Here is a 13,843-nt window from a genome sequence, read left to right on the forward strand (position 1 = left end):
CCTAGGCCTCCTGGTGTCCGGCCGTGATCGTGGCGATGATCTCCTCGCGGTCCTCCAGCGGGAGGAACGAACCGAGCGCGGCGTTGATCTGGAACGCGGCGAGGTCGTCGAGGTCGTACCCGAAGGTGCCGGCGAGGAGCGCGAGCTCCTTCGACAGCGAGGTGCGGCTCATGAGGCGGTTGTCGGTGTTGACCGTCACGCGGAAGCCGAGCTGGTAGAGCACGTCGAACGGGTGGTCGGCGAGGTCGTCGCCCCACGCGGCGATCGCACCCGTCTGCAGGTTCGACTGCGGTGCGACCTCGAGCGGGATCTCGCGGTCGCGGACCCACGAGGCGACCTCGCCGAGCGACGCCAGGGTCGAGCCGTCGCCGGCGTCGGACAGGGAGATGTCCTCGAAGATGCGGACGCCGTGGCCGAGTCGGAGCGCACGGCCGTCCACCAGCGCCGAGCGGATCGAGGCGAGGCCGTCCGCCTCACCCGCGTGCACGGTCACCGGGAACAGCTCGGACGCGAGGTACTCGAACGCCGCGCGGTGGTTCGCGGGCGGGAAGCCGACCTCTGCCCCCGCGATGTCGAAGCCGACGACGCCGCGGTCGCGGTGCCGCACGGCGAGCTGCGCGATCTCGAGGGACCGGTCGGCGTGCCGCATCGCGGTGACCAGCTGCCCGATGCGGATCGAGCCGCCCGCGGCGTCGACGGCCTCGGTGATGCCCGCCTGGACCGCCTCGACCGTCTCGTCGAGCGTCAGCCCACCGCGCAGGTGCTGCTCCGGCGCCCACCGGATCTCGCCGTAGACGACACCGTCGGCGACGAGGTCCTCCACGAACTCCTTGGCGACGCGGTGGAGCTGCGGCGCGGTCTGCATCACCGAGACGGTGACGTCGAAGGTCTTCAGGTACTCGACGAGCGACCCGGAGTCCGCCTGGTCCGCGAACCACTGCCCGAGCGCGTCGGGGTCGGTGGTCGGCAGCTCGATGCCCGCCTCGTCCGCCAGCGCCACGATCGTCGCGGGACGCAGACCGCCGTCGAGGTGGTCGTGCAGGGAGACCTTCGGCAGGTCGTCGATGACCGCCCCGGCGTCGGGAAGGCGGTGGGTCGGGGCGTCGGCGCTCATGCGCTCCAGGCTATCGGTGGTCGCCGAATCCGCGCAGGAGCCTGTGGACAACGGGACCCCTGACGCACTGGAGGCTCCCCACAGCGCGGTGGGGAGCCTCCGTCCGGGCGGTGCGCGATCAGGCCGTGATGCGCTCGCGGACGATCGGCCCGCGCTGCTCGGCCGCCTCGCCGACCGCCCAAGCGCCCTCGAGCGACTCGAGCGCCCGTCCGAAGCGCGCGGGCTCGTCGGTGTGCAGCGTCCAGAGCGGCTGCCCCGCGGTCACGGTGTCGCCCGGCTTGACGTGCAACTCGATGCCCGCACCGGCCTGCACGGGGTCCTGTGCCCGGGCACGGCCGGCCCCGAGGCGCCACGCCGCGATGCCGAACGGCAGGGCGTCCTGCTGCACGAGCACGCCGGACTCCGTCGCGGTCACGACGTGCTGCTCACGGGCGACCGGCAGGGCCGCCGCCGGGTCACCGCCCTGTGCCTCGATCATCCGTCGCCAGGTGTCCATGGCTCGGCCGTCGGCCAGCGCCGCGGCGGGGTCGGCGTCGGGCAGACCGGCCAGGCGCAGCATCTCCTCTGCGAGCGAGACGGTGAGCGACACGACGTCGGCCGGTCCACCGCCGGCGAGGACCTCGACCGACTCGCGGACCTCGAGCGCGTTGCCGATGGTGAGGCCGAGCGGGACCTCCATGTCGGTGAGCAGCGCCGAGGTCGACACCCCGGCGTCGTTCCCCAGGTCGACCATCGTCTGCGCGAGCTCCCGCGACGCCTCGTAGGTGGGCATGAACGCACCGGAGCCGAACTTCACGTCGAGCACGAGCGCACCCGTGCCCTCGGCGATCTTCTTCGACATGATGCTCGACGCGATGAGCGGGATGCACTCGACGGTGCCGGTGATGTCACGGAGCGCGTAGAGCTTCTTGTCCGCCGGGGCCAGCCCGGAACCGGCGGCGCAGATGACCGCTCCGACGTCCGACAGCACCTGCATCATGCGGTCGTTCGAGATCGATGCCTGCCAACCGGCGATCGACTCGAGCTTGTCGAGCGTGCCGCCGGTGTGGCCGAGCCCGCGCCCGGACAGCTGCGGGACGGCCACGCCGAACGAGGCCACGAGCGGTGCGAGCGGCAGCGTGATCTTGTCACCGACCCCGCCGGTCGAGTGCTTGTCGACCGTCGTCTTGCCGAGAGAGCCGAACGACATCCGCTCCCCCGACGCGATCATCGCGAGCGTCAGGTCCTTGATCTCCCGCCGCTCCATGCCGTTGAGGAAGATCGCCATCGCCAGCGCCGCCATCTGTGGGTCCTCGACGTACCCGCGGGTGTAGGCGTCGACGAGCCAGTCGATCTCGGCGGTGGAGAGGGCGTCACCCGAGCGCTTCGTGCGGATGAGGTCGACGGTGTCGAACGGTTCGACGGCCATGTCAGTGCTCCTGCTGGTAGGTGGCGAGGGTGCGCGGGCCGAACGCGTCGGGCAGCACCTGGTCCATCGTCCGGATGCCCGAGACGGTCTCGAGGAGCATGCCCTCGGTCGAGTGCTCGAACAGCAGCTGCCGGCAACGCCCGCACGGCATGAGCGTCGCGCCGTCGCCGTCCACGCACGTGAAGGCGACGAGCTTGCCGCCGCCGGTCATGTGCAGCTGCGAGACGAGCGAGCACTCGGCGCACAGGGTGACCCCGTACGACGCGTTCTCGACGTTGCAGCCCGAGACGATGCGACCGTCGTCGGTGAGCGCCGCTGCGCCCACCGGGAACGACGAGTACGGCACGTACGCCCGTCGCATGGCGGCGGTCGCGGCGTCCCGCAGGGCGCTCCAGTCGACGTCGACGCTCGCGTCGGCCGCGAGGCCGGTGTCGGCCGGGAGGCTCGTGGCGGCGTCCGCCCCGGTGGTGTCGGTGACCACTCGGTCACCGGATCCGTTCGTGTGGGTCACGTGTGGTGCCTCCAGCCCGTCAGCTCTTGATGTACGGCTTGCCGGCGGCCGCCGGCCCGCGCGACTGCCCGACCAGGCCTGCGACGGCGAAGATCGTGACGACGTAGGGCAGCATGAGCAGGAACTCGCTCGGCACGGGCGAGTCGATCGCGCCGAGGATGTTCTGCAGGTTCGACGCGAAGCCGAACAGCAGCGCCGCGAGCGTCGCCCGGATCGGGTCCCAGCGACCGAAGATGACGGCGGCCAGGGCGATGTAGCCCGCGCCGGCGGTCATGTCCTTCGTGAACGGGCCGACCGCGTCAAGCGTGAAGTACGCACCGCCGAGACCGGCGATCGCGCCGGCGAGCGACACGTTCCAGAACCGCGTCCGGGCGACGTTGATGCCGACGGTGTCCGCGGCCTGCGGGTGCTCGCCGACCGCGCGGAGGCGCAGGCCCCAGCGGGTCTTGAACAGTGCGAAGGTGACGACCGCGACGGCGACGTAGGCCAGGTAGACGACGACCGTCTGCTCGAAGAACACCGGGCCGATGACCGGGATCTGGTGCAGGACCGGGATCTCGAGCTTCGGGAAGCGCACGCCGACGTTGAGCGTCTGCTCGTTCGGCGAGAGCACCTGCGAGTAGAGGAAGCCGGTCAGGCCGGAGATGAACGCGTTGATGACGACACCGACGATGACCTGGTCGACCAGGTACTTGATGCTGAACGCCGCGAGGACGAACGACACCAGGACGCCGGCGATCAACGCGCCGACGAGGCCGACCCACGCCGAGCCGGTGAGCGAGGCGATCATCGCGGAGGTGAACGCCCCGGCGAGGAACTGGCCCTCGATCGCGATGTTGACGACGCCGACGCGCTCGGAGATCACACCGCCGAGGGCACCGAACACGAGCGGGACGCTCAGGCCGAGGGCACCGACGAGCAGACCGGGGACCGGGATGGTGTCGCCGGCGGCCGACCACGTGAGGAAGCCGACGACGAAGACGACCGCGAACACCGCGGTCAGCCAGAGCGGGATCCGACGGGACGCGCGGACCTCGACGACGGCGTACACGGTGGCCAGGGCCAGCAGGACGATGACGACGATGCCGGTGCCGGTCGCGGGGAGCGGGACGTTCGGCAGCGCGAAGAAGTCGCCGCCGTTCGCCAGGCGGAACGTGGTGTCACCGGCGCGGTGCAGCACGCCGAAGAACAGCAGCGCGAGCAGGGTGAACACGCCGAAGCCGATCGGGGCCTTCCAGCTCCGGGTCGTCTCGATCGGACGGTCGGACAGCGCCGGTGCGGGCGCCGCGGTGGTGGTGGTGCTCATGCGGCGACCGCCTTCCGGGAGTTCTTCGCGGCACGACCGCGACGACGCGCACCCGGCTGCGGGATGCGGAAGATCGCACGGACGAGCGGCGGTGCGGCGATGAACAGGACGATGAGCGCCTGGATCACGCCGACGATGTCGATCGGGATGTCGTTCGCGGCCTGCATGGCGTAGCCGCCGTTCTTCAGCACGCCGAACAGGATCGCGGCCCAGAACACGCCCCACGGCTTCGAACGACCGAGGAGGGCGACCGTGATCGCGTCGAAGCCGATGCCGGCGTCGATGCCCGAGGTGAAGCCCGAGGTCACGGCGCCCTGCACCTGGTAGGCGCCGGCGATGCCGACGAGCGCCCCCGAGATGACCATCACCCAGATGGTGAGCGCGGGGACGCTCATGCCGGCGACGCGGGCGGCACGCGGGTTCTCACCGATCGTGCGGAACCGGAAGCCGAGCGAGGACTTGTTGACGAGCCACCACACCACGACCACGGCGACGAGCGCGACGACGAAGCCGAGGTCGATGCCGTACCGCGGGCCGAACAGCGCCGGGAACACCGCGCTCTCCTTCGTGGCGGGCGAGATCGGGTTCGAGCTCCCCGGGGCCTGCAGCAGGCCCGGGGTGCGGAGCAGGTAGCTGACCAGGTAGAGCGCGACGTAGTTGAGCATGATCGTCAGGACGACCTCGTTGGCACCGGTGCGGGCCTTGAGGACACCGACCAGGCCGCCCCAGACCGCACCGCCGACGATGCCGGCGACGACGGTGAGCGGGATGTGGATCGCGGCGGGACCGTCGAAGGAGAAGCCGACCCAGCCCGCGGCCGCGGCGCCGATGAGGATCTGCCCCTGACCGCCGATGTTGAACAGGCCGGCGCGGAACGACAGGGCGATGCCGAGACCGGCGGCGATCAGCGGGACGGAGTAGTCCACCGAGCGCGTGATCGGGGCGATCGCCTGGGCGAAGGAGCTCGCACCGAAGTTGACGACCGAGCCCTGGAAGAGCGACTTGTACGCCCCGCCGACCGCGGTGCCGACGGCCTGGAAGGTGTCGGTCGGGCGGGCGAAGAAGTACCCGGCTGCTGCGCGGACGTTCTCGTCGGTGACGGCGATCAGGATGCCGCAGGCGACGAGGGCGAGCACGACGGCCAGGACCGTGACGAGCACGGAGCCGTTGACGATGCTCTGCAGCGCGGTGCTCCAGCGGTCACCGCCGGCGGCCCGGCGCTCGGTGTCGTCGGCCGAGTCCGTCATGAGGTGCGGGGTGCCCTCGACGTCCTGCAGGCGGTCGTCGGTGGGCGCCTCGGTCGGGGTCGCCGACGTGCGGTCGTGCTCGGCCGGGGTGGCCGGCTGCGTGTTGTCTGGCGTGGGGGTGCTCACGCTGCCAGCTCCGTTCCTTCAGGGAGTTCTCCGGCCATCATGAGGCCGAGGACGTCGCGGGGGGTGTCCGCGGGGACGATGCCGACGATGCCGCCGCGGTACATGACCGCGATCCGGTCGGCGAGCGCCACGACCTCGTCGAGCTCCGTGGAGACGACGATGACCGGGACGCCGGTGTCGCGGGTGGCGACGATGCGCTTGTGCACGAACTCGATCGAACCGACGTCGATGCCGCGCGTGGGCTGCGCGGCGACGAACAGCCGCAGTTCGCGGCTGAGCTCGCGGGCGAGGACGATCTTCTGCTGGTTGCCGCCGGACAGCCGACCGGCCGCGGTGGTGCGGGACGGCGTGCGGATGTCGAACTCGGCGATCTTCTCGTCGGCGAACGCGTCGCGCTCGGCGGAGCGGATGGTGCCGGCACGCACGAACTCGTCGTGGTCGGCGCGGTCGAGCATGAGGTTCTCGGCGATCGTGAACTCCCCGACCAGGCCGTCCTCCTTGCGGTCCTCGGGTACGAAGCCCACGCCCGCGTCGAGGACCTGCTTCACCGTGCGGCCGGTGAGCTCCTTGCCGTCGAGCGTGATGCGGCCCGCGTGCACGGGCTCGAGTCCGATGATCGCCTCGGTGAGCTCGGTCTGCCCGTTGCCCTGCACGCCGGCGATGGCGAGGACCTCGCCACGGCGGACGGTGAACGAGACGTCGTCGACGAGCACGACACCGGACGGGTCGGTGACGGTCACGCCCTCGACGACGAGGGCGTCCTCGCCGCCGGACGCGGGCGTCTTGTCGACGACGAGCGAGACGGCTCGGCCGACCATGAGCGCGGCGAGTTCGTTGTTCGTCGCGGTCGGCGAGGCCTCGCCGACGACCTTGCCGAGGCGGATGACCGTGATCCGGTCGGCGACCTCGCGCACCTCGCGCAGCTTGTGCGTGATGAAGACGATGGCGGTGCCGGCCTCGCGGAGCTGGCGCATGATGCCCATCAGCTCGTCGGTCTCCTGCGGCGTCAGGACGGCCGTCGGCTCGTCGAACACGAGGACCTTCGCGTCGCGGGACAGTGCCTTGATGATCTCGACGCGCTGCTGCACGCCGACGGGCAGGTCCTCGATGCGGGCGTCGGGGTCGACGTCGAACCCGAAGCGGTCGCTGATCTCGCGGACCCGCTTGCGGGCACCGGCGAGGTCGAGGCGTCCGCCGAAGGTCGTCTGCTCCTGGCCGAGCATGACGTTCTCGGCGACCGTGAACACGGGCACGAGCATGAAGTGCTGGTGCACCATGCCGATGCCGGAGCGCATGGCGTCGCCGGGGCCGTCGAAGTCCTGGACGACGTCGTCCAGGAGGATCTCGCCCTCGTCCGCCTGGTACAGGCCGTAGAGCACGTTCATCAGGGTGGACTTGCCCGCACCGTTCTCGCCCAGGAGGCAGTGCACCTCACCGGGTTCGACCGTGAGGGAGATGTGGTCGTTCGCGACCAGGGGGCCGAACCGCTTCGTGATCCCGCGGAGCTCGAGCTTCATGTTGTCTACTGCGTTCCTGTTGGTCAACGCGCCACCCGTCGGTGGACGCGCGGAAACGCGGGCGGAGGATCGATCCCCCGCCCGCGTTCACCCGACTACTTGTTCGACTGCGTCTCGACCTTGATCGAGCCGTCGATGATGCCCGACTTGATCGTGTCGAGCTCGTCCTGCAGACCCGAGTCGACCTTGGACTCGTAGTCGTGGAACGGCGCGATGCCGACGCCGTCGTTCTTCAGGGTGCCGACGTACGGCTCCTTCGAGAACTTGTCGTCCGCCGCCTGCTCGACGACGTCCTTGACCGCCGGGCGCATGCCCTTCATCACCGAGGTGAAGGCGATGTCCTTGTAGCGGGGGTCGGCCTCGTACAGGTCGCTGTCCGCACCGATCAGGACCGAACCGTTGTTCGCGTCCTTGATCGCCTCGGCAGCCGACTGGTAGATCGGACCACCGACGGGCAGGATCACGTCGGCGTCCTGGTCGAGCAGCGTCTGCGCGACCGACTTGGCCTGCGTGCCCGCCTCGAAGCCACCGGTGAAGGAGCCCTTGCCGGTCTCGACGTTCCAGCCGACGACCTTGACGTCCTTCTTCTTCTGCTCGTTGTAGTACGCGACGCCGTCCGCGAACCCGTCCATGAAGATGGTGACGGTCGGGATCTGCATGCCGCCGAAGGTGCCGACGACGCCGGTCTTCGAGTACGACGCCGCGGCGTAGCCGGCGAGGAAGGCCGCCTGCGAGGTGTCGAACGTGATCGGCTTGACGTTCTTGGCGTCGATCGAGTTGTCGTCGATGATCGCGAACTCGGTGTCGGGGTTCGCCGCGGCCTGCTTCTTCGTGGCGTCCGCCAGGTTGAAGCCGACCGTGATGATCATGTTGCAGTTCTGGTTGATGAGCTGCTCGATGTTCGAGTCGTAGACCGTGGCGTCCTTGGACTCGGCCTTGTTCGTGTCCGCGCCGAGCTCCTTCGCCGCGTCGAGCATGCCCTCGTAGCCGAGCTGGTTGAAGGACTTGTCGTCGAAGCCACCGGCGTCGGAGACCATGCAGGGGCGGAAGTCGGTCTTCTTCGCCGAGGCGGTTTCGGACGGGGCGGCCGAGCAGCCGGCCAGGACGGCCATGGTGCCGACGAGCGCGAGGCCGCTGAGCACGACCTGACGGGTACGAGATGTCACGGGTTGGTTCCTCCGGGGGGCGGTGCCCGGACCACGTGCGTTCCGGGCGATCGTGGCGACAGTACACGACCGTCGGGCCGGTACAGAACGCCCCTGAGGGACTGCTGGGATCAGTTACCCGATCGCGACCCCGACGAAACGCGCCCGTAACGCCGTCGTCCCCCGGAGGCCCGGTCCGGGGGACGATCCGACGATTTCGTGGTGGAGCGCTACAGCCGGCGACACCTGCCGTCGATCGTGCACGGAAGCACCAGACGCCGATGATGCATCACTCGTCGGCCTGCTGCTCCACGATGCGGTCGGCGTCGCCGGGGAAGCACAGGGACACTGCTTGGACCGTGTAGTTCCCGGGGTAGACGTACGCGCTGATGGAAGCAATCTGTCCGCCCCCGCTCCCGAACACCGCCGGTCCGTCGCTCGAACCACGGACGACGACCTGCAGCCCCTGCCCACGCCAGTGGTCCGCGATCCGGGCGCCGTCCTCGGACGGGTTGCCCGCCAGCGTGCTCCCCGTGAGGTACCGCCACTGCGCACCCTGCTCGCCGTCGGACAGGACGCAGTCCTCGGGGTAGTCAGGTCCGGTCCGCGCCTCCCAGTGTCCGCCGAGGAGTCGGGTTGCGTCGTCGACGGCGTCGATCATCTGCTGTTTTGCGGTCTCAGCATCCATGTCCGGTTCCGTTCGTTGGTTCGATGCTCTGTCCGGCGCTCTGAACACACAGCCGGTCAGCAGTCCAGCGAGTGCGAGCAGGACGACGATGCCCAGAACGTGGCGGCGCGCCGTCTTCGAGGTGGTGCCGATCATCGTTCTCCGATCAGGGAGTGGAAACGCTCGTAGAGTTCTCGGTCTCGCGCAGTAGGTGCCTTGGGGAGGAAAGGCGTTGCCGCATCTCCGCGGCCGGTCGTCACTCGACCGACGTTGTACACGGATTCCGTCTGCGCATCGAGGTAGCCGGCCCTGTCCCCGGTCAATGGGTCGTGGTTGAGGACAGGTCGCTGCTCCGCAACCCCCGCCGGATTGGTGTCCGTGCCGAATGTAGTCGCGCCGAACACCCGAGTCGCGGGATCAACGTGGTGTCCAGGAGCTTGCCTGCCGAGCGCCGCCAACTGATCTCCCTGTCCGGCCTCGTCGAAGACCACGTTCCGTGCCTGACCGACGAAGACATGTTCAGCGTGCAACTTGCCGGCCGAATCGACCTGGTTGGGCAGCCCAGCCGAGCCCAGCAAGACGAATCGGTCCACGTGCGCCCCCGTCTCGGACAACGCGACCGCTGCAGTGGTGGTGCCGTACGAGTGCGCCACCACATTGGTCGTCGGCATGTTTTCGGAGCGAACCGCTCCGAGACCCTCGATTGAGTCGGCGAGCTTGCGACCGCCGGTCTCGGCCTTCGCCATGCCGAGAACGGTCGCCGGACTGGGCGTCTCGTACCCGATCCAGGCGATCACGGCCCGTCGAGAATCCGCAGCCTCTCGTCCTTGTTCGTCGTAGATGTTCTGGGCAGCTCGTGACCAGCTGCTCATGTCCGATGTCCCCGTATCCATGCCTGGCACTGCCCAAGTCACGTTGGCGGCGGTGTCGAGATCACCGATCGACACAGCCGCGAGTGGGGGACGGTCGGCGGTCAGCGCGGTCAGGAAGCGTTGTCCTTCGCTCGCGTCCGTGACCTTCAACGCAGCGTTGATGTTCCGCAGGGCCTTGCGGTCCGCGTACAGCGCCGTGAGCTCCCGCGACAACGCCCGAGAGCCGTCACCCGCCGATGCCACTGTCCCCTCCAGCTGCTCGATCTGGCGCTCCACATCGCCGAGTCGCTGGTTCAGCACGAGGGTATTCGCCGTGCTCCTGGCCCAGTACGGGACGCCCTCGAGGTTGCCGAGTCGCGCGAGCACGTCCGTCGGCAGGCCGTCGAACACGCCGGCGTCGGCCACCGTCAGCCCGAGCGCGGCCCAGCGCTCCGCGACCTCCGCCGGCATGAGGTCGTCCGCGAACAGCCGCTGAAGGGCAGGCGCCGCCTGTCCGGTCGCCGCGATGTCGAGAGCGACGTTCGACAGCGATCCACTGCCGCCGGCGGCTTCGAAGGCTTCCGCGATCCTGCCGATCCAGCTCCGGTCCTCGTCGTTCTCACGAACGTAGCGCTCGAAGCCCGCTGGCATGCTCGCGCGGTCGACGGTGACCCCGCCGCAGGAGTCCCGGAAGGAGGACCAGGCCGATCCCACGCGCGTGGACTCCGCTGACGCGGTGGAGTCCAGCCCTGAGGTCGTCGTGACGAAGGCCCGGAGAGCGCTCGGGTCGGCAGAACTCCTTCCACGGCTCGCCCCGTCGCCGTAGCGCGCGCGCTCGCGACCTCGGAACTCGGCGTCGACCACGGGCCTCGGCTCGGGTTCGGTCGACGGCTCGGGATCGGTGAAGCCCTCCCAGGCATCGAGCACCGATCGCCCGGCAGCACCGGCGATGGCTTGGGCAACGGATGCTGCCCGCTTCCGGTCGGCGTCGCGTGCCTTCCACTCGGCACGGGCACGCTGTCGCGCCCGTTCACGCTCAGCGGCGGCGACTGCGGCGTCGATCTGTTCCGCGAGGTCGACCAGCACGCCCGCCAGACGCGCCCGGTCCTCGGCCTCGATCACCGCGGCACTCCGGAACCGCTCGGCGTACGAGCCCTCGAAGTCGTCGAGCGCCGCTTCGACCGCTCCGGAGCGAGCGCCAGCCTGCCCGCGGAGCGTCTCGGCCGCCCGACGCGCCACTCGCGCCGCCGACCTCGCTTCGTCCGCGTCGAACGCGATGTCCCCCATCAGCACTCCCCCGAGTCAGCCCGGTCCCCATGACCGGAACATCACCGTACACCAGGTCCGCGGGACCTCAGAGCACGTCCCCCCGACCACTCAGCTTCAGCGCGTCCACCACGCCCTTCACCCGCTGCGCGTTCTCGCTCGTGGTCACGAGCAGCGCGTCCGGGGTGTCGACGACGACGATGTCCTCGACGCCGATGAGCGAGATGAGTCGCTGGCTGTGCGCCACGACGATGCCGCTCGACGAGTCGGCGAGGATGCGCGCGCCGTCGCCGAGCACGGCGAGGTTGTTCGCCCGCCCGCCGGACTGCAGCTTCGCGAGCGAGGCGAAGTCGCCCACGTCGTCCCAGTCGAAGTCGCCGGGCACGATGGCCATGCGACCGGCCGCCGCGGCCGGCTCGGCGACCGTGTAGTCGATCGCGATCTTCTCGAGCCCCGGCCACACGGCGTCCACCACGGCACCGCGCGACGAGGTGTCCCACGCGGCGGCGAGCTCCTCGATGCCGGCGAGCAGCTCGGGCTTCGTGCGGCCGATCTCGGCGAGCAGCACGTCGGCCCGTGCGATGAACATGCCGGCGTTCCAGAGGTACGACCCGTCGTCCAGGTACCGACGCGCGGTGTCCAGGTCGGGCTTCTCGACGAAGGACTTCACCGCGTGCACGGTCGAAGTTCCCTCGACGTCGAGCGCCGCTTCGTCGGCGTGGATGTAGCCGAACCCGATCGCGGGCTCGGTCGGGGTGATCCCGATCGTCGTGACGTACCCGGCCCGTGCCGCGGCGACGGCGTCGCGCACCGACCGCCGGAAGCCACGGGCGTCGCCGATGACGTGGTCGGCGGCGAACGAGCCGATCACCACGTCGGGTTCACGACGACGGAGGATCGCCGCGGCCAGGCCGATCGCGGCCGTGGAGTCCTTCGGCTCGCTCTCGAGCACGACGTTGTGGTCGGCGACGCCGGGCAGCTGCGCCTCGACGGCGGCTCGGTGCGCCCGACCGGTGACGACCATGATCCGCTGGTCCCCGGCGAGCGGTGCGAGCCGGTCCCAGGTCTGCCGCAGGAGCGAGGTGCCGGAACCGGTCAGGTCGTGCAGGAACTTCGGCGCGTCGGCGCGCGAGAGCGGCCAGAGCCGGGAGCCGATGCCGCCGGCCGGGATGATCGCGTAGAAGTCCTCGAGTGCGTCTGCCACCCGCTCACCGTACCGGTGCGCCCGGACGCGACCTGGATGTCACCCGGACGGTCTCCGCACGCGGCCTGCCGGAGCCGCCACGGCGGTCCGGCCCGCGCCGCGACGGATCGGACCCGACCGCGGTGGCCACACCGGGCCTCCCGGCCGCCTGTTCACCCCCTGCGCGCCGCCCGTTCACCCGGAGCGCCCCGGCCGGTCACGACCCGCGCGGAGCATGGGACGCACCATGAGCGCACGCAGCGTGGAGCGCGGCACGTCCCAGCGGACCGTCGCCGTCGTGACCGAGAGCTTCCTGCCCACCCTCAACGGCGTGACCACCAGCGTCCTCGCGGTCCTCGACCACCTGGAGCGCCGCGGCCACCGCGCGGTCGTCATCGCGCCGGACACCCCCGGCCTCGCCCAGTTCCGGTCGAAGACGCAGGTCGAGCGGTACCGGTCCTTCGACGTGCACCGGGTGCCGGCCGTGGCGTACCGTCAGTTCCCGGTCGCGCTCCCCCACCCTGTGCTCGACACGATCCTCGCCGCCTCCGGCGCTGACGTGCTGCACGCGGCGAGCCCGTTCCTGCTGGGCGGTCGCGCGATCACGGCGGCCGGGAGGCTCGGCATCCCCTCCGTCGCCGTCTTCCAGACCGACGTGGCCGGGTTCGCCCGCCGCAACGGCCTGACCGCGACCGTCCCGCTGGTCAGGAGGATCCTGGGGCGCATCCACGCCGGGGCGTCGCTCACGCTCGCCCCGTCGAGCGCGACCGCCGCGATGCTGGCGGAGGACGGCGTGCCGCGCGTCGCCCGCTGGGGGCGCGGCGTGGACACCGTGCTCTTCCATCCGGACCGTCGTCGTTCCGCGCACGTCCGTGCCGCACGACGGAGGATCGCACCCGGCGGCGAGACGATCGTCGGGTACGTCGGGCGGCTCGCGCCGGAGAAGGAGGTCGAGCGGCTCGCCGAGCTCGGCGGCGTCCCCGGCCTCCGGCTCGTGGTGGCCGGCGGCGGGCCGTCGCGGGCGACCCTCGAGCGTCGGCTGCGGCACCTCGACGTCACGTTCACCGGACCGCTGCGCGGCGATGCCCTGGCTGACGCGTACGCGATGCTCGACGTCTTCGTGCACACCGGTCCGGCAGAGACCTTCGGTCAGACCCTGCAGGAGGCGCACGCGAGCGGCCTGCCCGTCGTCGCCCCTGCTGCCGGCGGCCCCGTGGACCTCGTCGCCCCGGGGCTCGACGGCGAACTCTACGACCCCGACGTGCCGCAGGCGCTCCGTCGTGCCGTGCTCGGACTCGTCCAGGACCCGGCTGCGGCCTCCCGGATGGGCTCGGCAGGACGGCTCCGGGTCGAGGGCACGACGTGGGAGGCGGTGGGCGACCAGCTCCTGGCGCACCACGACACGGCCCGCACGATCGGCGCTGTGCCGGCCGCTCCTCGCAGCCTCCGTGTCGGGTGGGACGAGAACGTCAGCGCGCGCGCATAGGATGGGACGTGTTCCA

At 70.5% G+C, this 13,843-nt stretch carries 11 protein-coding genes; 1 reads left to right on the plus strand and 10 read right to left on the minus strand.

The genetic code is table 11. The features are described 5' to 3' along the window. Position 1 precedes the first annotated feature (1 nt). The 10 genes from DEJ22_RS10295 to DEJ22_RS10340 form a co-directional block, all read right to left on the minus strand. On the minus strand, positions 2 to 1,114 hold the full coding sequence (locus tag DEJ22_RS10295) for an adenosine deaminase (protein ID WP_111227060.1): 1,113 nt from the start codon (positions 1,112 to 1,114) through the stop codon (positions 2 to 4). 118 nt (positions 1,115 to 1,232) lie between these two features. Continuing rightward, positions 1,233 to 2,522 (minus strand): thymidine phosphorylase, encoded by a 1,290-nt coding sequence (locus DEJ22_RS10300; RefSeq protein WP_111227061.1) that lies wholly within the window; start codon positions 2,520 to 2,522, stop codon positions 1,233 to 1,235. 1 nt (position 2,523) lies between these two features. Next, positions 2,524 to 2,883 (minus strand): cytidine deaminase, encoded by a 360-nt coding sequence (locus DEJ22_RS10305; protein ID WP_502862546.1) that lies wholly within the window; start codon positions 2,881 to 2,883, stop codon positions 2,524 to 2,526. Positions 2,884 to 3,052: 169 nt separating this feature from the next. Next, the gene (locus DEJ22_RS10310) at positions 3,053 to 4,339 is read right to left on the minus strand and encodes an ABC transporter permease (RefSeq protein WP_111227063.1); all 1,287 of its coding nucleotides are present in this window, start codon (positions 4,337 to 4,339) and stop codon (positions 3,053 to 3,055) included. Further along, entirely contained in the window at positions 4,336 to 5,712 is a 1,377-nt protein-coding gene (locus DEJ22_RS10315; protein WP_258379612.1) for an ABC transporter permease, read from the minus strand. Before DEJ22_RS10315 ends, DEJ22_RS10310 begins: the two co-directional genes overlap by 4 nt. Continuing rightward, entirely contained in the window at positions 5,709 to 7,229 is a 1,521-nt protein-coding gene (locus DEJ22_RS10320; protein WP_111227064.1) for an ABC transporter ATP-binding protein, read from the minus strand. Before DEJ22_RS10320 ends, DEJ22_RS10315 begins: the two co-directional genes overlap by 4 nt. Before the next feature lie 95 nt (positions 7,230 to 7,324). Continuing rightward, positions 7,325 to 8,395, minus strand: a complete 1,071-nt coding sequence (locus DEJ22_RS10325; RefSeq protein WP_111227065.1) for a BMP family lipoprotein — start codon at positions 8,393 to 8,395, stop codon at positions 7,325 to 7,327. A gap of 268 nt (positions 8,396 to 8,663) precedes the next feature. Continuing rightward, entirely contained in the window at positions 8,664 to 9,062 is a 399-nt protein-coding gene (locus DEJ22_RS10330; RefSeq protein WP_146241748.1) for a hypothetical protein, read from the minus strand. Positions 9,063 to 9,193: 131 nt separating this feature from the next. Beyond that, positions 9,194 to 11,179, minus strand: coding sequence for an alpha/beta hydrolase (locus DEJ22_RS10335; RefSeq protein WP_146241749.1), 1,986 nt, complete (start codon positions 11,177 to 11,179; stop codon positions 9,194 to 9,196). Between the two features lie 67 nt (positions 11,180 to 11,246). Then, complete coding sequence (locus DEJ22_RS10340; RefSeq protein ID WP_111227068.1) at positions 11,247 to 12,362, minus strand: mannose-1-phosphate guanylyltransferase; 1,116 nt, start codon at positions 12,360 to 12,362, stop codon at positions 11,247 to 11,249. Positions 12,363 to 12,588: 226 nt separating this feature from the next. On the opposite strand from DEJ22_RS10340, the gene DEJ22_RS10345 reads away from it, so the two are divergent. Further along, on the plus strand, positions 12,589 to 13,827 hold the full coding sequence (locus DEJ22_RS10345) for a glycosyltransferase family 4 protein (protein ID WP_258379613.1): 1,239 nt from the start codon (positions 12,589 to 12,591) through the stop codon (positions 13,825 to 13,827). Positions 13,828 to 13,843: the final 16 nt, after the last annotated feature.

This window comes from Curtobacterium sp. MCSS17_007 (assembly GCF_003234175.2).
Classification (GTDB): Bacteria; Actinomycetota; Actinomycetes; order Actinomycetales; family Microbacteriaceae; genus Curtobacterium.